We start from the raw sequence: 23017 nt of genomic DNA on the forward strand, positions 1-23017 counted from the left end.
ATCATGAGCGACGAAAATACTTTTAATGACGCTGAAGATCAGGAAATGAATGGAGATATTCACGCGGCCACCATGGTCTCGGGAATGTATGAAAGCTGGTTTCTGGATTACGCCTCTTACGTAATTTTGGAGCGTGCTGTACCCGCCATTCAGGATGGTCTGAAACCGGTGCAACGCAGGATTTTACACTCCATGAAGGAGCTGGATGATGGACGCTTCAATAAGGTAGCCAATATCATCGGGGCGACGATGCAGTATCACCCACACGGAGATGCTTCCATCGGAGATGCGATCGTGACCATCGGGCAAAAAGATTTATTGATTGAAACTCAGGGGAACTGGGGAGATATCCGTACGGGTGATCGCTCCGCTGCCCCTCGTTATATTGAGGCAAGACTGTCCAAATTCGCTTTGGATGTGGTCTATAACCCTCAAACGACCGACTGGCAATTGTCTTATGATGGGCGTAAAAAAGAACCCATTACTTTGCCGGTTAAATTTCCACTTTTGTTGGCGCAAGGGGTGGAAGGTATTGCGGTGGGACTTTCCACCAAGATGATGCCCCATAACTTTGTGGAGCTGATTAAGGCTTCCATCGATATTCTGAAAGGAAAGCGGGCCAATATTCTGCCAGATTTCCCTACCGGGGGTACGGCGGATTTTACCAATTATAATGAAGGTAAAAAAGGTTCTAAAATTCGCGTGCGTGCTAAAATTGAAGCCGCGGATAAAAAGACCCTTCTCATAAAAGATATCCCTTATTCCACCACGACCAGCTCTGTGATCGATTCGATTTTGAAAGCGAACGATAAAGGGAAGCTGAAAGTGAAAAAGGTGATTGACAATACCGCAAAGGATGTCGAGATCGAGATCCAGTTAGGGCCGGGTCAGTCTCCGGATGTGGTGATTGATGCACTTTACGCTTTTACGGATTGTGAAGTATCCATTTCTCCAAATGCCTGCGTAATTATCGACGAGAAGCCGCACTTCATGTCGGTGAATGATATTCTGGCTTATTGTACTAAGCAGACAGTAGAGCTGTTGAAGCAGGAGCTGGAAATTCGCCGTGGCGAGTTGATGGAAAAAATCCTGTTCAGTTCATTGGAGAAAATCTTCATTGAGAACAGAATTTACCGTGACATTGAGGAATGCGAAACCTGGGAAGCGGTATTGCAAACCATAGACCAGGGACTGGATCCATTCAAGAAGGATTTCTATCGTGAAATTACCGAAGAGGATTTGGTGCGCCTGACCGAAATCAAGATTAAGCGTATCTCCAAGTTTGACTCCTTTAAGGCAGATGAAGCCATGAAAAAGCTAACTGATGAGTTGGCTGAGGTAGAACATAATTTGGAGAACCTGATTGACTATGCCATTGCGTATTTCAAAGACTTATTGAAAAAGTATGGCAAAGGACGTGAGCGTAAAACCGAGATCCGCAATTTTGAAGACATTAATGCGACTGTAGTTGCGGCGAATAATACTAAGCTTTATGTCAACCGTACGGAAGGTTTTATCGGAACGTCGCTGAAAAAGGATGAGTTCGTGACTGACTGTTCGGATATTGACGACATCATTGTTTTCCGTAGGGATGGGGCCTGCATCGTGACTAAAATCTCCGACAAAGCCTTTGTTGGAAAAGATATCATCCATGTTGCGGTTTTCAAGAAAAATGATGACCGTATGGTCTACAATGTCGCTTATTTGGATGCCTCCAAGAAGCGTACTTTTGTGAAGCGTTTTCAGGTATTAGCCGTTACCCGTGACCGGGAGTACAATATCACCAAAGGGGGACCAAAATCTAAAATCCTTTACTTCTCTGCAAATCCGAATGGGGAAGCCGAGGTAGTGAAAGTAAAACTGACGCCGGGCTGTCCGGCACGTCAGAAGATTTTTGAATATGATTTCGCTGACCTGGCCATCAAAGGTCGCGATGTAGTAGGGAATACGTTGACCGCTTACCCGATCAGTAAAAACGGTATCACTAAGATCTCTGATGGAGTATCTACCCTGGGCGGTATCGATGTGTATTATGATGACCATGTGGGGCGCCTGAACACCGAAGGCCGTGGTAAATTGTTGGGGAACTTCCTGGATCAGTCCATTCTTTGTATTCTGAAAGATGGTTCCTACGAGTTGACCAACTATGAGCTGACCAATCGATACAATGTGGATGAGGTGGTTCATATCGAACAGTTTGATCCAGAGAAGCCAATCACGGCTATTTACTATGATGGGAATAATAAAACCCATTATGTGAAGCGGTTTATGATTGAAACCACCACTCTGGACAAGCGATTCAAATTTATCACTGATGCCCGTAGCTCTAAAATGCTGGCAGTGACTCTGGATAAATTGGCGCAAGTCGAAATCACCTACAAGCGCAAAGTGGACGGCAAGACTGAAGGGATCTTTGATTTGGATGTCCTGGCTGAAGTGAAAGGCTGGAGAGCTTTAGGCAATAAACTGAGTGCCTATCCGGTGAAATCCGTGAAAGTGATTGAAAGTAAACCGGCACCTGTGGCCGCTAAATCCACTCAAGAAAATGTTGAAGTGGATGAAGACGATCAGGAACAGTTAGGTTTGTTTTAAGAAATCAATAAGCCTCGCTCTTTTTGGGAGTGAGGTTTTTTTTATTTTTTATGCGATATTGTTTTTTTTATTTGCCGCTGTTAATCTTACCATTTACAGTCTTGGCTCAAATACCGGAGGTCAAAACCTTTAATGCCTATAACAGGGATTACGCCACTGATTGGATTGCTTTTTCTAATTCTTTGGACAAGGACGATATGATCTCCCAGTTTATTGACTATGCTCAGGGGCAGCCCGCCTGGGTGGATCGCTTTAGTCGGGAGCGCTTTTATTTAGGTAATTATATATCATTGGTTGATTTTGATGCTGATGAGGAGGACGAAATCGTCTACCAGGGGCCTCTGTTCGGGGAGTCCCAGGTTTTTGAGATTTATAAGAGGAAAGACGATAAAACATTTGATTTAATTTTTTCATCACAGCAGGGGGTGATAACTTCAGAATGGAATGGGGAACAATTAAGCCGATTATATGTGCGGGATTGGGGGTGCTGTATGGAAGAGCACATTACGAGTGTGGTTTTTGAAGTTCAAATGGAGCAAGGGCAGCTTAAATTTCAGAGGAGTTTTCAGTTTGTTTCGCACTTTCTGGAGACTAAACCCAAAGCTTATTTTAAATCACCAATAGCTTTCCAGACATTGAATGAAAGCTATACTTTGAGGGTAACACCAGAAATTGTAAAAGAGGGCCTTTTTGTTGATTTGGATCCTGAAAAGGGAAATGTATTAAGTCATTATCCAAAAGGAACCGAAGGAATTGCCTTGGCAGAGAAGGTAGATAAGACGGGGCGTATTTGGTGGTATGTATTAATTGATACTTCAAATCAGTATACGAAATCAAACATATATTTAGGAAGTATTGAAGGAGATGGATATGTCTCTGGCTGGATGAGTAGTCGTTATCTGCAGATTTTGGAAAGCAATTGATTTCAATTGCAAATGAAATTTTATAGCTTGAAAAGAGTGCCGTTTCCACTTCATTTTTTGCTATGCTCACCACCAGCTTTTCCAAAACACCAAGCACGAAAACTTCGGCCTTGGCAGATCATCTGATTTTAGGTTTTATCATTCTCCTGAAATTCATCCTGCAGTATTTCGCTATCAACCCGGTTTATGAATTGCATCGGGATGAATATTTACATATTGATTTGGGTAATCATTTGGCCTGGGGCTATGCTTCTGTCCCTCCCATGACCGGTTTAATTTCGAAGGTCATCCTTTCGTTGGGAGGCGCGGTCTTTTGGGTGAAATTTTTCCCGGCCCTCTTTGGTGCGGGGCTTTTATATTTCGTCTGGAAAACGGTGGAGGAGCTTGATGGAGGTTTGTTTGCGAAGGTGCTGGCCACTTCATCCGTCATGTTTTCTGTACTGGTTAGAATCAATACCCTTTATCAGCCCAATTCCCTGGATTTTCTTTGCTGGACAGCCTTATTCTATTTTGTGATCAAGTATGTTAATCGGGGAGAGATACAGTGGTTATATGGGATAGGCTTAGTCTTTGGTATCGGTTTTCTGAATAAATACAATATTGTCTTTTTGGTCATTGGAATCATACCTGCCATAGCATTGTCTCCGCATCGAAAGCTTTTTAAAAACGCACACTTCTATAAGGCAGTCGGGCTGGCAGTGATTTTAATCAGCCCCAATTTGTATTGGCAGTGGATCAATGATTTTCCGGTGATTAAACATATGACGGCCCTGACCGAAATTCAGTTGGTAAAGGTGAGCCGATGGGATTTTCTCAAGGAACAGCTTTACTTTTTCTTCGGCTCCTTGCCGGTATTGTTGACGGGTATAGGAGCATTGCTGGTAAATCAGAAGTATAAGCGATACCAGTTTCTTGCCTTTGCCTTGATTTTTATTTTGGCACTTTTTACTTATTTAAGGGCAAAAGGATATTATGCCATTGGTCTTTATCCGGTATTTTTAGCCTTCGGGGCGGTAGTGTTAGAGCAGTATTTAAAGAATAGTTGGAAGAAGTTTATTGGTCTTGTATTGTTGGTTTTCCCTATTGGTTTTTTTGTCTTTATGATGCCGATTTTTTTGCCTGTATGGTCACCTGAAAAGATGGAGGAGGAACAAGAGATGTTCAATGATCTGGGATTGAACCGTTGGGAAGACGGAAAACTTCATGCTATCCCTCAAGATTTTGCCGATATGTTGGGCTGGAAAGAATTGGCAGGAATTGTGGATCAGGGCATCGGCCAATTAGCCTCCAAAGATCATTTGTTAATACATTGTGATAATTACGGACAGGCGGGTGCGATCAACTATTATTCTAATTCCGGGGTGCCGGCATTGTCCCTGAATGCAGATTATATCAATTGGTATGATCTGGAAAAAGAGCCGATCATTAATGTGGTTTTGGTAAACAATGCCGGTAATTTTGACCGCGACAGGGAAGAAAACCTGTTTTCCGAAGTCATTAAAATCGGTGAAATTCAGCATCCATTAGCAAGAGAAAAGGGAACGACCGTGTATTTGTTAAAAGGTGCCAAAACGTCCATCAATGATATTTTGAAATCCGAAATTGCCCAACGAAAATCCACCGAATAATATTATTTGATATATAAAATAATACCACCCAATACCACAGAGACGCATCGCATGCGTCTCTTTTCACCAAACCCAACCCCAATTTAACCCCAAAATTCAATGAATAGAATCATCCGGTATTTTGATCCCCACGCCCGAATGGTTTGGGCCATTCGGAAAATTGAATTTTGGATATAATTGATAGGTAAATATTTGATGGCGACAAATCATTGGTGTTGCATGTTCCTGGTATGGTAGCATCCTATGCATGAATATGGGGGATTGGTTTTTCGATTAAAATGCGTTTCTGAATGGTGTGGTTCATATGATGGAATGACCTTGAGACGCATGCGATGCGTCTTCCATCCATTTCCCCAAATCCGATTCCTATTGGCATCGCCATATTGTAATGTCGGTATTAACCATAGAGACGCATGCGATGCGTCTCTATGGTCATCCGGTCATCCGGCCATTCGGAATTAATTCCCAAACAATTACCCCTTTCGATTAAACCGGTCTGTCCACCATTTGGACGGGTTATTCAAAATATATTGGTAAATACGTTGAAATGCCTGTGGATCCCAGACCACATTATCGTAATACCGGCTTTGCCATCTGAAATCTTCCCGAATTTTCCTTGCCCTGCTGGTGACAGCTCCCTTGAACCCCCGAATAATGGCAGGGAGGTTATTCGACTGTGAGCCGGGCTGGTTGCCCTCCCAATTGGGAAATTGATTGTGAATATTCTCTCCAATGGAGATCAATGCGTGGAAATGATTGGGCATCACGATGAAAATATCATTGCTAAGATTCATATCCGTTCGCATTTCAAAGGTTCGCAGCCATTCCTCCTGAGCAATCTGACCAATTGTTGATAGGTACATTTTTGAATCCCTGACTTCACCAAAGAAATGACGATGATGGTGACAACAAATGGTAATGAAATAAGCACCCGCCCGACCATAATCCCAGTTTTTCAATCGCGGAGAGGATATCCGATATTTATTTTGAAATTTATCATTCATAGTAGTGGTTAATGTTTCCACCCCCGATACCCTATTCCCCATCAATGGTTTTCATTTCCACCACATAAATGACAAAAAAAACCTCAGAGACGCATTGCATGCGTCTCGCAACATATCAACCCCACAACGTATGACCCCGCATTGCATGCGTCTCGCAACATATCAACCCCACAACGTATGACCCCGCATTGCATGCGTCTCGCAACATATCAACCCCACAACGTATAATCCCGCACCCCATAGATCACGAATCGAATTCAACCCGCGAGACATACGCCCCGCATCAAATATAACCCGCGAACCCCAAACCAAAATCACGATCCATGCCATTCCCCATAAAAAGCCCATTAATCAACCCATATCACATTTTCCATCTGCCCGATTTTCCCTAAATTGCATTTCAAAAAATTACGATTCGCAATAATGAATATTGATCCAAAAAAACTGCAGCAGGCGAAAATTGAATATTTTCAGGAATATGTGACGGAGACCAAGAAAGCATTGCTGGAACAGGTGATGGATGAGAGAACCCGCCAAATCGCCATTGTTTTAGAGGATGTGTATAAGCCACACAATGCCTCAGCAGTTTTCCGTAATTGCGATTGTTTTGGGGTGCAGGATTTGCACATCATCAATAATTCCACCGAATATCATATTAATCCTAATGTATCAAAAGGTGCTTCGAACTGGGTGACCATGCACCGTTATGAACAAGAGGGTAAACCCAATACCGACCTTTGCTATAAGGAATTAAAAAGCGAGGGCTATAAAATCTATGCGACCTCCCCGAATGTGGAGGGCAAAACGCTGGACCAGGTGGATTTAAATGGGAAGGTGGCCATTGCCTTTGGAAATGAGGCCGATGGTTTATCTGATTTTGCTTTGGATCAGGCCGATGAATTACTCCGCATTCCAATGTATGGCTTCACGGAATCTTTTAATATCTCGGTGACCACGGCTTTGTGTTTGCACAGCCTTGTGGAACGCTTACGTAAAGAGCGGAATGACTGGCATTTGACCGAAGAGGATCGTCAATTTTTGCGATCGGTTTGGTATATGGGGCTTACTCGAAATGCCGACATGCATTTAAAGCGACTAATGGAAGAAATGACCGCCCTATAAAAGGGAAGGATAAAAAAAAGACAAGGTTTTCAGACCTTGTCTTCGTGTTTTATCAGAATGCATCAGGAGGCTGCCATCAGCACTTCCTTTTGCGGAACCGAATAATATGCATCGTATTGCTGCATCTTATATTTCCGAATAATGCTCTTCAGAAGGCTAATATAGTTTGAACCTTCCTCAGAATAAGCCGTCAGGTGATTCACGAGTTCTAATGAATTACTTTCCACCTGCATAGCATTTCTTAAATCCTCATAAGCATAAACCCGTCCGATTATGTCCAGATAGTGCTCCGTGGAAGAGAGGATGTCATTATAAGCCCGAACGTATACAGGACGGTTGTTACGTGTCCCCTTAGTCGCTCTTCTGGGCTCATTAGCGGAAAAGCTCCATACTCCAAAGGCATTGTTAGCCTCTAAAAATATAGAAGAAGTTCCCCATCCGGTTTCCATCACGCTCTGTGCCAGAATCATACTGATTGGAGGCGGAGTCATGCGTAATGGTAATTCCTCTACCGATTTAGCTTTATATTTGGCTAAATAGAGGCTCAGCAGAGCTTTCGTGGAGGGATCGTATTGGCGATTATTAATCATCATCTCCACTCTCTCCTTCTCTGCCAATTTGCGTTCCCTCGCCAAAATGATTGTTGGAAGCATCATATCGATGAATTTGGCGGTTTTTTCATGCACCGGCAGATTTCCCAAGCTTTTTAAATTTTGGTAAATCACGGGTGCTACCCCCGGACCATCCACTGGAAGGATGTCATCGGTTTGCTCCATGAATAAATAGTTGGCGCTAAATTCAGTTTCCTCATTGTCATCGTGTCCTTCTGTTAAGTTCACGTGGGTACTACAGGAATTTCCAAAAGGACCCAAAAGCAATAGGAAACCAAGGGTTTTCAAACGCTTCATACAGTAACTTGTTGGTACGGCACGAAATTTAGCAAGGATCTTGCCAAAAATTGCATTTTTAGGATAAGTGATTGTTGGTTAGTGGGTTACTTCGTCTTCGCTGCCTTGTGACATAGAGGTGGTTCCCTGGTATTATCATGACTTTAGGTTGATGGGAACAAACACAAAGCAGCTTTCCGGAAGCCAGAACTGGAGAAAATATTAAAATTAGGTATGTCAGTCAGTCTAATGAACAGGTGTCAGTAAAATGTCAGGCTTACTTGAAGCCAGAACGGAAATGTTGCTTTGGTGGGTGTTATTAAGCCGAATTATGCAGGCTTAAATCCTTGTTTAGCTGTAAGGCGGAAAAAATGAAGGAATTTTTCCTATTTCGAGTTTTTTCCAACGAAGCAGATGAAGGAGGAGCAAGCATGCATGCCCCAATTGAGGCTATCAAAAATAAAAGAAAATTACATGCTATAATTTGAAGATAAGTATTTTGAGTTGTTGGTTTAGTGAAATTAGCGGTGCGTGATGCGGATTAAGATAGAGATTTTAAGTAGTAGACACAGTCTCTTAGCATGGGAAATCCCATTAAAGTGGGATGCTTGAATCGGCCTTTATTGATCATGCCAATTTTTTCCATCACGCGAATAGAGGGTTCATTGATTTTTGGGGCGACAGCAAAAATCTCTTTCAGTCCTAGTTGATTTTTCCCATATTCAAAACAAGCTTCCGCGCCTTCCGGGGCCAGCCCCATTCCCCAAAACTCTTTTTTTAGTCGCCAGCCAATATCAATGCAGGGAGTAAATGGGGCTTTATAGTGCTGGTCACTCAAGCCGATGAAACCGATAAATTCATTGCTTTCCAATAATTCCACTGCCCAATAGCAATAGCCTTTTTCCTCAAACTGTGAATTCATTTTTTGCATGAAGTGGCGGCAGTCATTTTCATCCGGTATCGTAGGGAAATAGCGCATGACCTGTTCATCTTGGTTCATTTGTAATAAAGAGGGGAGCTCATTGTCCTGCCAGGTTCTGAAACCTAATCTTGGGGTAGTGAAAATATAGGAGGCTTGTTTCAAAAGGTGATACGTTTTGCGTCGAATATATTCTTTTGGACGGAAAAAGGGATAGAAGCGATTTTCTATAAATTTAATGTTTATGGCTGACTTCAGATGCGCTGCCCAGAAATGCTTCATCTGTAAGGATTGTGTTTGACTAAATGGGACGAATTGTTGACTGAATACGACAAAAAGTCCTCATCTGCATAACTACCTTTGTAATCTTCCGTTTTGATCTTCATATTCGAATTTCGAACTACCCCAAAATATTAATATTACCAGACTTCCGAACGATTTGCACTTTGCCTATATTAAATATGCAACTGCTAAATATCTATATATGAGCAATATCGAAAATAATACGCTTTCCCAAATCAATCTGTTAGCCGAACGGATGAACGGTACCATCATCGGTCAGGAGCTGGTGGTTCGCAGGATCATCGCCTGTTTGCTGGCGGATGGTAATATGTTGCTGGAGGGGCTTCCAGGCCTGGCTAAAACCCGTGCCATTAACTCCTTGGCTAAATTCATGGACTTAGGATTGAGCAGGGTGCAGTTCACTCCGGACCTGTTGCCTTCGGATGTTACCGGTACCGAAATTTATCAACCGGGTGGAGAGGAAGCTTTTGTTTTTCAGAAAGGTCCTATTTTCAATAATCTGATTTTGGCGGATGAGATCAACAGGGCTCCGGCAAAAGTACAAGCCGCCTTATTGGAAGCCATGCAGGAGCGTCAGGTGACGGTAGCGGGTACAACGCATCAGTTACCAGCCCCTTTTTTTGTGATGGCCACTCAAAACCCGATTGAGCAGGAAGGGACTTATCCGCTACCGGAAGCACAGATGGACCGTTTTCTTTTACATGTGAATGTGGAATATCCAAGTCCGGAGGATGAGTTGAAAGTATTGCGCTTGGTGCGGTCGGAGTCTGCCCCGAGGAACAAGGAGAAAGTTGAAAAAATTGATCCTCAGGTGATTGCGGATGCCCGCGCACAGATCAACGAAGTGCAGGTCGCTGAGAATATCGAAAAATATATTGTGGATATCATTACGGCTACGCGTCAGCCTGAAAAGTACGATGAGGATCTGGCCCGTTGGATTGAAGTAGGCGCTTCACCACGTGCGACGATAGGTTTGGAAAATATGGGGCGTGTGAATGCCTGGATGGAAGGCCGTGACTATGTGACGGTGGAGGATATCAGAGCCGTGGCACATGATGTTCTGCGTCACCGTATCAGCTTATCTTATGAGGCGAATGCCGACCGTAAATCGGGCAATGATATTGTCGATTTGCTATTGCGCAAAGTAGCAGTGTCCTAGTGGTTTTTTATTGTAGCTAAATCAATAGAGATGAGTTATCCGGAAAAAGTAGCGATAGGATCAGCCGCATTGATGCGACTGGAGTATGCCGTGAATCAGGGGAATTTTCTTCCACCCAAACCTGTATTTTCACTGTTGGCAGGGAAGCATGCCTCCAAGTTGAGAGGCCGTGGTTTGGACTTTGAAGAAGTACGTCGATATGTTCCCGGAGATGATATTCGACATATTGATTGGAAGGTAACGGCCCGCACGAAAGTCACCCACAGCAAGGTCTTCAATGAAGAAAAAGAACGTCCTGCTTTTGTGATTTGTGATCAAAGCAGTGCCATGTTTTTTGGTTCAGTGGCCTACACCAAATCCGTCATTGCGGCGCAATTGGCGGCCCTGTCCGGCTTTAAAGTCCTTAAACAGGGAGATCGGATAGGAGGAATTGTCTTTGATGATGAGCAGATTGCTTTTGTTCAGCCGAAACGGAACCGTAAAACTCTGATGCACTTTCTCGATCAGGTAGCGGCGAAGAATTTAGCTCTTCCGGAGAAAAAGACCCTGCAAAGAAATACGGCTATTCTAAATCGTTCGCTGTACCAGGCAGAAATGTCGGTGAGCAAGGATTTTGTGGTCACACTAATTACGGATATGAATGAGGCCGATGAGGAGACTTATTCCCGATTGATTCGTTTGTCGCGCCATAATGATGTGATCATCGTCCATATTTCTGATCCCATGGATGAGGAATTGACAGGCTCCGATATGGTCCTGACTGATGGCAAGAAACAATTGCTTTGGGATCGGGAAAAGAAAAATGCGGGGGAGAAATATATTTCCCGACAATCGGTATTGGCGGAAAAGCTGGTGAAAATGGAGCGCTATGGGATGCCGGTATTGACGCTCAACACGAGTGATTCTTTGGAGAAGCAACTGAATGAAATTTTAAATGAAGGGAGGCGAGCATGAGTACGATGCAATCGGAAATTGAAATCGGCCATTTAATCCGACCGGAGCCGATCCAACAGGATTTTTCTACTCTGGGCTGGTCGGTGCTTTTCGTATTGATATTTATCATTGTCCTGACGATTTCCATTTTAGCCATCAGAAAATATCAGAAAAATCGCTATCGTCGGGAAGCGACAAAAGCCTTGCAGTCCATTGAAAATACTTATCAGCAAAATGACAGTAGTCCGGAAGTGATTCAGGCAACTAATCGTCTGTTGAAGCAGGTGGCGATAACGGCTTATGGACGGGTGGCGGTGGCATCTTTGTTTGGGCAGGAGTGGGTGAATTTTCTGAATGAACAGATGAAAAAGCGACCATTTGCCGAGGAAGACACCCTTTCCCTTATCAATTATCATATGTATCAAAAAAGTTTATCTGCCGAGGCCAAGCCTTTGGTGGCCACCTTTATTCAACAATCTAAAAAGTGGATCCATGGACATGAACTTTGAAATAGCCTATCCCTGGGTGTTCTTTTTATTGCCTTTACCCATATTGTTCTATTGGCTTCTTCCACCTTTGAAGAAAAGAAGAACAGCTTTGAAAGGGGCCTTCTTTTTTCGCTCGGCAGAAGCCATGGAAGTCAAGCCACAGGAAAGCGCTTGGATTTCCCGTCGTAATATTTTGCAATGGTTGGGACTGTCGATTTCCTGGTTGGGAATTCTGGCGGCCGCCAGTAACCCCAAGCTCGTCGGACAGCCGGATATGAAGGTGAAAACTTCCCGCAGTTTTCTGGTGGTGGCGGATATTTCCTTTAGTATGGATACCCGCGATTGGGCCGGAACGGATGGGAAAATGTACACGCGCTGGGAAGGGGTGAAGCAGGTATTAGGAGACTTTATTGAGAAGCGAAAAGGGGATCGTTTGGGACTGGTTTTTTTTGGATCCAATGCCTATTTGCAAGCCCCTTTGACGACCGATACGGAGATTATCAATTGGCTGTTATCACAGGCGGAGGTCAGTATGGCCGGGCAGATGACGGCTATAGGCAAGGCCATTGGCTTTTCCCATGAATTGCTTCAAGCAGATTCTTTGGATCATAAGGTCATGTTATTATTAACCGATGGGGCCGATAGTGGAGGCGGAATATCTCCTTTGGTTGTGGCCACAGCGGCCGCGAAGGACAGTGTGACCATCTACACTTTAGGCATTGGAGATCCGAATGCGCCGAGCTCGGATTTGGATGAGGCAACGCTCAAAGCGATCGCAGAAGAAACGGGTGGCCAATATTTCCTTGCGATGGATGAACAGCAATTGGCGCAGGTGTATGAGACGCTGAATGCTTTGGAGCCAATGGAATTTGAGGAAGAAGAGTACCGTCCGGAGCAGTTGCTCTTCATTTACCCGCTGGCCTTTAGTTTAATCTCGGGATTGATCATTACGTTGATCATCACGCTTTTAAAATTTATTCGAAGATAAGATGGAGCTGATCGAAAATTGGATAAAACAATTTCCCTTGGAGCAATTTCATTTGCTTCGTCCGCAGTGGTTGTGGCTGTTGGTGCCGGCGGTGGTGGTTTTTATTGCTTTATTGTTCTTGAATCGCGAGAGTGATCAATGGAAGAAATTGGTAGCGCCGCATTTACAGGATTTCATGTTTTCTAAAGGGAAAAAATGGGCGTCCTTATTACCGATTTTGGGATTCTTACTTACCATGATGCTTGGCATATTTGCCCTGGCCGGTCCGGCTTGGGAGAAAGTAGAGGTGCCCGGCAGTAAGACCAAGGCCGTGACCTTAATCGCCCTGGACATGTCCCGATCTATGTTGGTAGAAGATTTGTCTCCCAACCGATTGGAACGCGCGAAGCTGAAGATTCATGATTATCTGGAATCCTCTCCGGGCGCCAATACCGGCATGTTGGTGTATGCCGGAACACCCCACATCATTCTACCTCCCTGCTCGGATTATAAAATTCTGGAAAAGCAGATTGAGAACTTGAGTGTTGGGGTGATGCCCGTTCCCGGTACCAATATGGAATTGATGTTGGCCCTGGCCGATACGGTTCTCAAAAATGTGCAGGCGCCTTCCACCCTGATGATCATCACCGATGAACTCGAGGAAAACGAAGGGGAATTATTAAAAAAATGGGTCGATGGAAACATTCATAAGATCGAAATATTGCCGGTTGCCACCCCTAAAGGTGGTGCCGTTCCGGGTTATCGGAAGGGAACGATTTTAAAAGATAAACAAAGAAAAGAAGTTTTTTCGGCCAGCTCAGTGTCGGTGTTTAATCAGTTGGGCATGCATGAAGGGATCACCGTAAATGCTTTGACTTTGGATCCTTCTGATGTGGAAGCCATGGCCCAAAGACAGCGGGAAAGTCTGGAGTTTCAACTGGATGATACCGAAAGTGAAGATGAATGGATCGATCAGGGTTATTGGTTATGCTTGCCTTTGCTGCTATTGCTTTTGTTTTGGTTTCGCAGAGGTTGGGTGTTACAATGGTGCTGGGTTTTCGTATTCTTATTTTCCTCCTGTAGTCCGGATAGTCAATATGCTGATTGGTGGTACAGTCAAGATTATCAGGCACAATATAAAGAGCAGCAGGGAGCACTGGAAGTGGCCGCCGAGCAATATGAGGATATGGCACATAAGGCCGCTGTCTATTTTCAAATGGGCGATTACGAATCTGCGGCTACGCTTTATGCCATGGACAGTACCGCCACGGGAAAATACAATCTGGCTTTGACTTATTCTAAAATGGGGCGCTATCAGCAGGCACGCGACGCTTTCCAACAAGCCTTGGAACTCAATCCGGATTTGGCCGGGGCAGAAGAGGCATTAGCCCGCACGCAGCAGGTGATGTACCAGATAGACTCCCTGAATGCGGCCTTGGAAAAGCAGGGAATCGTGCCGCAGGTCGATGGTTTGGGAGAGCTTCAGGAAAGAGCGCCGCAGACGGAGGATGAGGAGTTGACTTCCGATACGGAAGTGGACGAATTGCCTGATGAGGGGGATAGGGTTACGGATGAAGTAGAAACGGAAATGCGGAAAGCCGAGGAAGCGGATAATCCGGAGGATTTGCCTCAGGGTGGGGAAGAAATTCAGCTGGATCCTTCACAGATATTATTAAAAGAGGTGTCCGACGATCCCTCGGAGTTTTTGAAAAGGCGTTTTGAATATCAGAAAACGCATGATTATCCTCATGTAAAAGCTGGTGAAAAGGTATGGTAAGAAAGATGAAGAAATTTAGCGTGTTCGTCCTTTTGTTCCTCTGGACATTAGTGCCATCTTATGCACAACAAATTGATGCCTTTGCGACTTTGACGCTGAGCAGGAAAACCACCTATGCACAGCAACCGGTTCGGGCAAAGGTGACCGTTTATACTGCCACCTGGTTTACCGATCCATTGGATATTCAGCCCATCCAAATTGAAAATGGTTTTGCCGTTCCTTTTTTTAGGGCTGTTCCGGGGATTTTCCATATCAATGGTAAGCAATATTCCGGTTTGGAATTTTATTATCAGATTTTTCCTTTAGCGGAAGGAGCATTGCAAATTCCGGATATTCAAATCAAAACTGCCAGTCCGCCTGTGGGGGATTATAAAGGCAAGCCGATCACAATTACTGCCAAAGGGAAGGCGATTAAAATTAAGGAAACACCGGCTGGCCTGGGAGAGAATTGGTTTGTAGCCAATCGGGTGCAGCTTTCGGAGCAATATGATCAGCCCTTGCTTAAATTGAAGCAGGGAGATGTGGTGGAGCGCAAAGTGAAAGTCTATGCGCAGGGCACGCTTCCGATTTTTATTCCGGAGACGAAATTTCCCAAGGAGGATTTTGCCACGGTATATCCAAAATCAGGGACCACCAAGGATGAAAGAGATGATGAATCCGTGAATGGTTCCCGCACGGATCGGGCATTATATCTTTTTGATCGCCAAGGGGAATTCCTGATTCATGGCATAGAAATTTCCTATTGGAATCCTTTGCTTCAGCGGGTGCAGCATTATAAAACCAAAGATCAGAAGGTAGTGGTGGCAGCCAATCCGGATTTGGGGATGGTGGCCAGCATCAAAGACTCTCTGCAGGCGGCGAATGCAACTTTTGTTGATGCGGCGCCAAAGGAACATTTATGGTTTGGTTATCAGCCCTGGAAGGTTTTGGTGGCTGGTCTTTTGTTGGTAGTATTACTCTCAAAGGCAATCAAAATTCTCCGAAAATGGAGGAAGAAAATAAGGGCTCATTGGCTTCAATATAAGCGTTCGGAACCTTATTTACTCCGACAAATCAAGGCAGGGCATTCGGTAAAGGCTTTTCAGTCAGAAGTATATGAATGGCTGAATGTTTTTGGGCAGGGAGCGTATTATGGCTTGAGGGACTTCTTTGGGCAGACGGATGCAGATCAGAAAATATTGAGAGCATTTGAAAAGAATAAGGCTTCTAAAAGTCAACGAAAACGATTACTTCAAGCAATAAAAAGAAGACGGAAGGCATTGCTCGTATACCAAAAACAAAGAGGGGGATTGGGGGTCTTAAAGTCTTTGAATCCAGGGAGCTGACCGTAAATCCCTTATTTTATTCACATCATCGTGTAATTCTCTATATCTAATGGTGAATAATTCGGAGGAATAATTCATACTTGCTTTAGATGTCGTGGTTTTTAAACCCGAATTATTCATCACTAAATTCATTAACTGAGTGCAAGTAATTTAATTTCAGTTCATTGTAATTTATTTTCTTTGATTTAGAATAGCCCCAATTTGAGCAGGCTTGCTTTTTCCTCATTCATCTGCCACCTTGGAAAAAACTCGAAATAGGAAACTATTCCTTCATTTTTTCCGCCTTACAGCTAAACGAGGATTTAAGCATGAATCATTCGGGTTTATGCGCCATGGTGAAAAAATCAGAATAATGAGGGAAAATAGGGTTGCCCTCCTACCTTATTACCCTATAATTTTTGATTAAAAGCGTAATTCAGCGCGCTAAAATTAGGGGCTCAAAAGAATTTTTGCCAACTTCCGAAAGTTTAAATTTTTGTAGTTTCTTTTGCCTTTATTAATGATGAAGTTTTTTGAAAATAGCTTTAATCGACCTAATGAATGGTTCCGATATTTATTAACCTGCCTGTTGAGTTTTGTAGTTTTTGCCCAGATTCTTGGGGGAATTCCTCTAATGATTCTTATTGGAGTGAAGGCCGCAAATCAGGGTGGAGTGATGACGGATCCTTTGAATTTTGAAGCTTATGGCGTTTCAAGTACCCTGGGCTTGGGCATAATGCTATTTTCTTTTGTGATGGGTTTGTTTGGTTTATGGTTATTTTTCAAAGTTTTTCATAAAAAGCCTTTTACCGACCTATTCAATGGACAGGGCACTTTCCGATGGAAAAGGTTTTTTTATGCCGTAGGGATTTGGGGAGGCCTCATGTTAGTCTATTTAGTTGGGCAATTGCTCATCACGCCGGAAGCTTTCCATTGGCAGTTTGACTGGCGCCAGTTTTATCCATTACTGATCGTTTCGGTCATCTTAATTCCACTCCAAACGTCCTATGAAGAATTGTTATTTCGCGGATATTTAGCTCAGGGAGTAGGGGTTTGGACCAGGAACAGATGGCTGGTGGTGATCATCCCGGCTGCCATATTTGCTTTGATGCATATTATGAATCCGGAAGTAGAAGCTTACGGCTTTTGGCTGACGATGCCACAATATTTGTTTTTCGGACTTTTATTCGGAATCTGTACCGTTTTGGACGATGGCCTGGAAGTTTGTCTCGGAGCACATGCAATTAATAATGTTTTCTTGTCCTTATTCGTGACTTCAGAGGAGTCGGTGTTTAAGACCCATTCTGTCCTTAAGCAGGTGGAAATTGATCCAGTGATGGAATTAATCAGTCTGTTGGTTTTGGGCACGCTTTTCTTTTTTATCATGTACAAACTATTGGGCTGGAAATGGAAGGTGATGAATGATAAAATCGCCCCGACCACTTTGTCTAATCAACCTTTTATGGAAATTAATCAGGATCATTAATCAGGATGGTTTAGGCCTGAGGAGGATGCGCATCGCTTTCTCATAAAACTACAAATGGTTAAATACAGGAAAGACCCAGTTCCAATTGATGTTCTTTTTGATTTGAGTGCTTTCTCTTACCAGGGCGACTATTTTTACCTAAATTATTCATCGTTAAACTCATTAATCTGACTCCAATAGCCGATTATCAATCTTTTATAGTTGTTTTTGTTTGATGCTGATTAGCCCGAATTTGGGTGAGCTAGCTTCCTCCTCATGGATCTGCTTCGTAGGGAAAACTTGAAACAGGGAAATTTGTGCATTTTTCCCAAGCTTTCAGCTAACCAAGGGTTTAAGTATGAATAATCTTGGTTAGCCCAACCTATTTCTTCAAACTATGAATAATGTCTTTTTCCTCCTGGGAGGGGAGTGCCTCGCCAATGGAAAACCAAATCCCTGTTTTAAAATGGATGCTTAAGATATCGTTCAATAAGGGAGGAGATATGGTCTGAAAACCATACACCAGGGTGATGGCTTTTTCCTGCAGAATCGCACGGCATAGGGCCAAAACTTCCCTTTGTCTTTGATTGACTTTCGTACCATTTTCACCGGTATTGGTGGAGAGCGTCATCCATTCCTCCGGAGGTAGACAAAGCGTTTGAATGTTTTCCAGTACCTCTCTGGTGTGGGATTTTATGGAATCCAAACGAGAATAGGTGATGGCTTCATAGACCGTTCTTCCGAGTAATGGGAAATCTGAAGAGGCGACGCCAATATTTTGACGGAGACCTTGGGCAGCATAATCCGCTATGGCCTTTCCATTCAGACGTAAATCCAGGTCATTCATCATTTGAATTTTAAGCAAATGCTTGGTGAACAGGAAAGGAGAAAGTCCGTTGGAAAGACTTATCTGATTAATACCATTCTCCAGTTTAAGGTGCTGTCCTTGCGCTTTAAAATGCCATTCCAGTTGAATTGGATGGCTGGGGAAAGCAGCACCCTCAAGCTGCTTTTCTTCGGGGATATTTAAGATATCCTGAAGTTTCCTAAGTGAAATATGACCTAATTTGTAGACTGTTTCTAAGGCAAATAGTCTCCTGAATACGGGTAAAAGGGTAATGTAGAGTAGAATGAAGGAGATCAATGGCCCGCCTCCGGTTGCCGCATCGGAGTCCGTGTTAATGTAAAAAAGATAAAGGACCACCGTTAGGGCCGTATATTGAAAAAAGTGAATGTACCCTTTGTTTAACATCAGCCAGCTGTTGTAAGAGACGGCAGCTTTTTTGATTTGGCCGGATCGATTAGCATACTTTTCCTGTTCCACTTCCTGCTTGTTCATCATAATCACCGAAAGCATTCCATGAAGGGTTCTACTGACAAATGACAACTGTCCGGAAGTCTTATTCCTTTTGTCCAGAGAGTGGGATTCTACCTGTTTATTCAGGTAGCGAATAACAATTAAAGATAAGGCCGACATGATGAGAATCGCCAGCCCCCCTTCAAATTGTAACTGTAAAAGCCAATACATCCCTACCGTAAGGATGGAAAAGTCGATAATGACCTCCAGGCTCCCCTTGAGATATAAATTTTTCAGACTTTGAATATCTCCCGAATAGCGAAGCAAATATTTTCCCACTCCCTTTTGATGGTAAATTTCCAGGGGCAAGGCCAACTGATGAGTAAAGAGCCGATCCTTGATACTTTTGATAAATAATTCCCCTTCTGCGCGCAGTAATTTTTGGTACCACCATTGGAATAGAAAACGAGCGCTCACCAGGATAAAAAAGAATAGGATAAACTTAGGAACGGTGTCCCACCAGATTTTGGGCAGGAAATCCAGAAACCGAACGCGATGCCCTTTGAAGTGAAACACCAATTGGTAATACTTTCCCACACTCACCGGAATAATGATGGTGAGCAAATTTGCAATAATCCCAAGGCCTACAATTTTGGTTGAAGTCCACTTTCGACTTAGCAGAAACTGTAGGCAGGGGTGTTTGAATAAAGATTTCATGATCAGGGATGAAAGAATGTGCCTGAACCTAGGCCGAATTATTCATAAATAAATCGTTTTTTAGCTGCCAGAAAGCAATATAGGGTTTGAGGCCTGATTTGCGTCTTTTCAAACAGGCAGTTCGATCAGGCGTACCAACAATGACTCAGGCCAGCCTATGGTCGTTTGCAATTGTGCTCCCTTAATCGGGCCGTACTCCTTTTGAATCATTGCAAGCGTAGTGGGTGAAGCAGAGAATTGCCCTTACAAAAGACTTTAGAGTACAGAAATCCTTTGGGGAAGAATATGTGCCAATTTGTCCGGAGCCAGAAAATGATTAAGCTTCAGCACCGGAATATTGATGATTTCTTTCACTTCCTCAATTAATAATGGGCTGGAGGTGAATATCCCACTCAAAACAAAAGGAGGTAGTCCAACCGATTTCAATATTTCTACTCCGCTAAGAATGGCCAGGGAGTCATAACAAGACAGCATCACCCCATCTACTATATTCATGAATTCTTTACAGTTGATTAAGTTTTTGGTTTCTCTTTGGAGTAATCCGTCTGCGATTTCAATAACTACTGTATTGGGTTGCACTTCTTCTACCTGATTGAGCAGCGTTTCCAGGATATTCAATATTTCTATGGTCTCGCACATGTAGGTCGAAGGGTAGCCTAAATGAGAGAAATCCAAAGCCAAATCTGCGCCGGCATCTTCTACCAGCTTACGGTCTTTGTCGTAGGCCGTGCCGGTTAATTTGATGAAACCAATTCGCTGCCCCATATTTTTTAGACCTTTGGTTAAATAGGCAGCGGTGGTGGTTTTTCCGGAATCCATACTGGAGCCCAGGGAAAGGATCACTTTATAGGAGCGATGCTTTCTGGAATTAAATAAATAGGGTTGAGATTTGAAATAGCGCGTGTTGAGTACCTGGTCGGATGCTGGATTCATCGCATAGCCAATCATTCTGACATCAGTACTTCCTACTTTACTAAATCTGGAATGTGCGGACTTTAAACTGCCAACCACACCCCCCTGACCAAGAATTTGGTAAACCTCTTGCGGCTGGTCAGGAACATAGCCTTCAAACTGAGAAGTGGCATATCGATTACCAAAGGTGGCCAGAATGTAATCCCCCACAAACAGGCTTTCGTTGACGCCATATTCATTTTGTAAAGCGGTATGTTTTCCGATTTTAAGGACCTCAAAAAGCGCAACATCGCCCATTTCTGGCTGATACTCCTTGTTCAGGCCTTCATTTATATAATAATCTCCAATATGTCTGGTGATCAGACTTTTCTTCACTGGATTCATAAGTCAAGATTTTTGTACCGGGCGTACTCCCGATTGAGTTTAGAAATTCATATGCCCCTATATTCAAGCACCCATATGTGAAAGGCACTTTGCTTCTGAAAGTTGACCTTCACCGGATGTACCTTTGGTTTTTTCTTTGAGATGTAAGTTTTGAATTATGTAGTGCAAAAATATACGGGCAAGAAGGGTGATCATTGGCCGAATAAAACTGAAGTGGACTCAGTCATTGGTTTTTTGGATGGCTCATGGAGTTCGTAGTATTTGGTTAAAATTCAACACCTGGTTTAGATTATATTTAGATTTAAATATAAATTTTTCACATATCGCCATTTGAATTATTTCTTTCAACAAACTGATTCCCTTGAGTTTATGTTTAGAGGTGAGCGTTTAAAATCCATTTTAAGTCATTTGATGGACAATTTTAGTAATACTTTTTTGGGAGGAAACAGGTGGAAAATTGGCTTTATTATAAGGGTTGTGCATCAGAATAGAATTTATCTAATTGTGATTTTCCTTTTTAAATGAAAGTCGAGGGGAGCCGGGAGTTTTTTGGGGGATTGGAGTTTTTTGTTTTTAAGGACGAAATGGAATAGAACTCTCCAGTTGTAAAGGGTTGAGTATGAGTAGTAAGGTTTGTGTTCTTTCAGCAAAATTGCGTCTGATTTGTTTCGTTTAAAGGACAGCCCAAAGGTGATATTTTCTTCTTTTTTGAGGGATCAATCCTCCGCTTTAATACCTTTCATTGTTTGAAAAAAAAGACTAGATATGAACTTCAAGATGATCGTTTTTCTGTTTTGCTTACCCCTGATCTTATCCTGCTCTGTGGAGCAGCCAAAGCAGGAGAACCAGCTCAAAACACTTTTTCACAACACTTATAAGGTGTATCAGCTCATGCGCCATGAAAATGGACTGTATTATGATTACGTCCATACAGAGGGAGGGAAAGGTGCTGGCTCCTCCGCCAGTATTGGTATGGGGCTGGTGGCGATGTGTGTGGGCCATGAAATGGGCTGGGAGCCCAAAGCGGAGGAGCTCATTATTCAGACGCTTAAAAGTGTTTTGGGAGAGGGAGCCGAGGGGGTGGCTTTGGATCGGAACGCTGAAAACTGTTTTATTCATTTTTTTGATATTGAAACTGGAGCCCCGGTAGGATCAAACTATAGTCCTATCGATACGGACATCATGATTGGAGGAGCCCTGTTTGCAAAGCAATATTTTTCTGATAATCCCACCATTGCTTACTATGCGGATAAAATGTACAGCATGGTGAATCACGATATTTTCATTGGGGATCCGGCCAAAGGAGAAATTGTATTAAACCTGACCAAGGAGGGAGTAGCTTCCCCAGGCAGAACACTTCCTTATAATGAATATATGATGGTGGCTTGGCTGGCGATGAATCAGGAAGGAAATAATGGTCAGGCAGCGAAACTGTGGGAGCAATATTATGCCAAAACCAGTCAGATGCCGGCAACCACTTACACTTCGAAAAATGGGGAGCAATTTCAGGTGTTAACGGATGTTCCGAATCACTTTACTTCGAATTTCACTTTCATGTTCAATTATCTTTTTGTGCATGATTTTTCAAATCAGGAGCAGTATCAGGAGGCTATGCGGCAGGCAGCCCTGGCAGACCGAGCATGGTGGCACGATCGGACAGAACTGGAGGAAAAAGGAAAGCAAGCCTATGAATGGGGGACCACTGCCGGAATGGGGCTAAAGTTGCGAAATGGGGAAATTCAGGAAGGTTATACAGTGGATCGTATTTGTCCAACCGAAAATATCAACACTCAATGGGATCAAAATATGGGAAGAAATGTAGCGCCTTCTGCTTTGGCAGGCTATGCGCTGGTACTACCGGATTTAGTACGAGCTGATTTATTACAAATGCTGCAGGATGAACGTAAAATTGGTCAGATTACTTTGCCTAAAAAAGAGGGGATTTCCACCGGTGATGAAATGGTTTTATGGAAATACAGTTATTCAGACCTAAATTGGAAACCTAAAAAAATTGAAGGGGTGGATTATGCTTGTATGCTGATGGGGCTGGCTTCTTTACCGGAGTTTTTAGGGCCGGAATTTTTCAATCAACATAACAACTTTTTCGAATAATTATAATTCGAACAAGAAACTCAAACACCCCTATCAGTGCGACTTCAGGGGTGTTTTTTTATTTAGAAAAACCGTTAGGTTTTATTTCATTAAGTGACATTTGTTACTGAAAATCAGTGGGTAA

The 23017-nt window shown here is 43.2% G+C and carries 17 protein-coding genes; 12 read left to right on the plus strand and 5 right to left on the minus strand.

Going from position 1 to position 23017, the window contains the following annotated elements; translation table 11 throughout:
• Positions 1-3: 3 nt before the first annotated feature.
• The 3 genes from AAA970_RS05065 to AAA970_RS05075 all read left to right on the plus strand — a co-directional run bounded on the left by AAA970_RS05065 (position 4) and on the right by AAA970_RS05075 (position 5143).
• Positions 4-2592: a DNA gyrase/topoisomerase IV subunit A gene (locus tag AAA970_RS05065; protein WP_053404348.1), complete on the plus strand. Its 2589-nt coding sequence runs from the start codon at positions 4-6 to the stop codon at positions 2590-2592.
• Between the two features lie 101 nt (positions 2593-2693).
• On the plus strand, positions 2694-3515 hold the full coding sequence (locus tag AAA970_RS05070) for a hypothetical protein (RefSeq protein WP_338236191.1): 822 nt from the start codon (positions 2694-2696) through the stop codon (positions 3513-3515).
• A gap of 62 nt (positions 3516-3577) precedes the next feature.
• Complete coding sequence (locus tag AAA970_RS05075; RefSeq protein WP_338236193.1) at positions 3578-5143, plus strand: glycosyltransferase family 39 protein; 1566 nt, start codon at positions 3578-3580, stop codon at positions 5141-5143.
• A gap of 473 nt (positions 5144-5616) precedes the next feature.
• Here the strand turns inward: AAA970_RS05075 and AAA970_RS05080 are convergent, their stop codons facing one another.
• Positions 5617-6147, minus strand: a complete 531-nt coding sequence (locus tag AAA970_RS05080; RefSeq protein ID WP_338236194.1) for a hypothetical protein — start codon at positions 6145-6147, stop codon at positions 5617-5619.
• A gap of 423 nt (positions 6148-6570) precedes the next feature.
• Between AAA970_RS05080 and AAA970_RS05085 the strand changes: the two genes are divergently transcribed.
• Complete coding sequence (locus tag AAA970_RS05085) at positions 6571-7269, plus strand: TrmH family RNA methyltransferase (RefSeq protein ID WP_338236195.1); 699 nt, start codon at positions 6571-6573, stop codon at positions 7267-7269.
• 62 nt (positions 7270-7331) lie between these two features.
• On the opposite strand, the gene AAA970_RS05090 is transcribed toward AAA970_RS05085, so the two are convergent.
• Both AAA970_RS05090 and AAA970_RS05095 read right to left on the minus strand, forming a co-directional pair.
• Positions 7332-8177, minus strand: coding sequence for a glucosaminidase domain-containing protein (locus AAA970_RS05090; RefSeq protein ID WP_338236196.1), 846 nt, complete (start codon positions 8175-8177; stop codon positions 7332-7334).
• A gap of 520 nt (positions 8178-8697) precedes the next feature.
• Positions 8698-9357 carry a GNAT family N-acetyltransferase gene (locus AAA970_RS05095; protein WP_338236197.1) on the minus strand — a complete coding sequence of 220 codons (660 nt, stop codon included), beginning with the start codon at positions 9355-9357 and terminating at the stop codon, positions 8698-8700.
• 202 nt (positions 9358-9559) lie between these two features.
• On the opposite strand from AAA970_RS05095, the gene AAA970_RS05100 reads away from it, so the two are divergent.
• The 7 genes from AAA970_RS05100 (at position 9560) to AAA970_RS05130 (ending at position 17492) form a co-directional block, all read left to right on the plus strand.
• Positions 9560-10537 (plus strand): AAA family ATPase, encoded by a 978-nt coding sequence (locus AAA970_RS05100; protein ID WP_338236198.1) that lies wholly within the window; start codon positions 9560-9562, stop codon positions 10535-10537.
• A gap of 30 nt (positions 10538-10567) precedes the next feature.
• A complete protein-coding gene (locus AAA970_RS05105) occupies positions 10568-11491 on the plus strand; it encodes a DUF58 domain-containing protein (protein ID WP_338236199.1) in 924 nt (307 codons plus the stop codon).
• Positions 11488-11979: a DUF4381 domain-containing protein gene (locus AAA970_RS05110; protein ID WP_338236200.1), complete on the plus strand. Its 492-nt coding sequence runs from the start codon at positions 11488-11490 to the stop codon at positions 11977-11979. The genes AAA970_RS05105 and AAA970_RS05110 overlap by 4 nt, the downstream gene beginning before the upstream one ends.
• The gene (locus AAA970_RS05115) at positions 11969-12946 is read left to right on the plus strand and encodes a VWA domain-containing protein (protein WP_338236201.1); all 978 of its coding nucleotides are present in this window, start codon (positions 11969-11971) and stop codon (positions 12944-12946) included. Before AAA970_RS05110 ends, AAA970_RS05115 begins: the two co-directional genes overlap by 11 nt.
• A gap of 1 nt (position 12947) precedes the next feature.
• On the plus strand, positions 12948-14702 hold the full coding sequence (locus AAA970_RS05120; protein ID WP_338236202.1) for a VWA domain-containing protein: 1755 nt from the start codon (positions 12948-12950) through the stop codon (positions 14700-14702).
• 5 nt (positions 14703-14707) lie between these two features.
• Positions 14708-16027, plus strand: coding sequence for a hypothetical protein (locus AAA970_RS05125; protein ID WP_338236203.1), 1320 nt, complete (start codon positions 14708-14710; stop codon positions 16025-16027).
• A 499-nt stretch (positions 16028-16526) separates the two neighbouring features.
• Entirely contained in the window at positions 16527-17492 is a 966-nt protein-coding gene (locus AAA970_RS05130) for a CPBP family intramembrane glutamic endopeptidase (RefSeq protein ID WP_338236204.1), read from the plus strand.
• 361 nt (positions 17493-17853) lie between these two features.
• Here the strand turns inward: AAA970_RS05130 and AAA970_RS05135 are convergent, their stop codons facing one another.
• Positions 17854-19485: an ABC transporter transmembrane domain-containing protein gene (locus AAA970_RS05135; protein ID WP_338236205.1), complete on the minus strand. Its 1632-nt coding sequence runs from the start codon at positions 19483-19485 to the stop codon at positions 17854-17856.
• A 255-nt stretch (positions 19486-19740) separates the two neighbouring features.
• Positions 19741-20781 (minus strand): hypothetical protein, encoded by a 1041-nt coding sequence (locus AAA970_RS05140; protein WP_338236206.1) that lies wholly within the window; start codon positions 20779-20781, stop codon positions 19741-19743.
• A gap of 765 nt (positions 20782-21546) precedes the next feature.
• On the opposite strand from AAA970_RS05140, the gene AAA970_RS05145 reads away from it, so the two are divergent.
• On the plus strand, positions 21547-22893 hold the full coding sequence (locus AAA970_RS05145) for a hypothetical protein (protein ID WP_338236207.1): 1347 nt from the start codon (positions 21547-21549) through the stop codon (positions 22891-22893).
• Positions 22894-23017: the final 124 nt, after the last annotated feature.

The sequence above is a fragment of the Persicobacter diffluens genome (genome assembly GCF_036244895.1).
GTDB lineage: Bacteria > Bacteroidota > Bacteroidia > Cytophagales > Cyclobacteriaceae > Persicobacter > Persicobacter diffluens.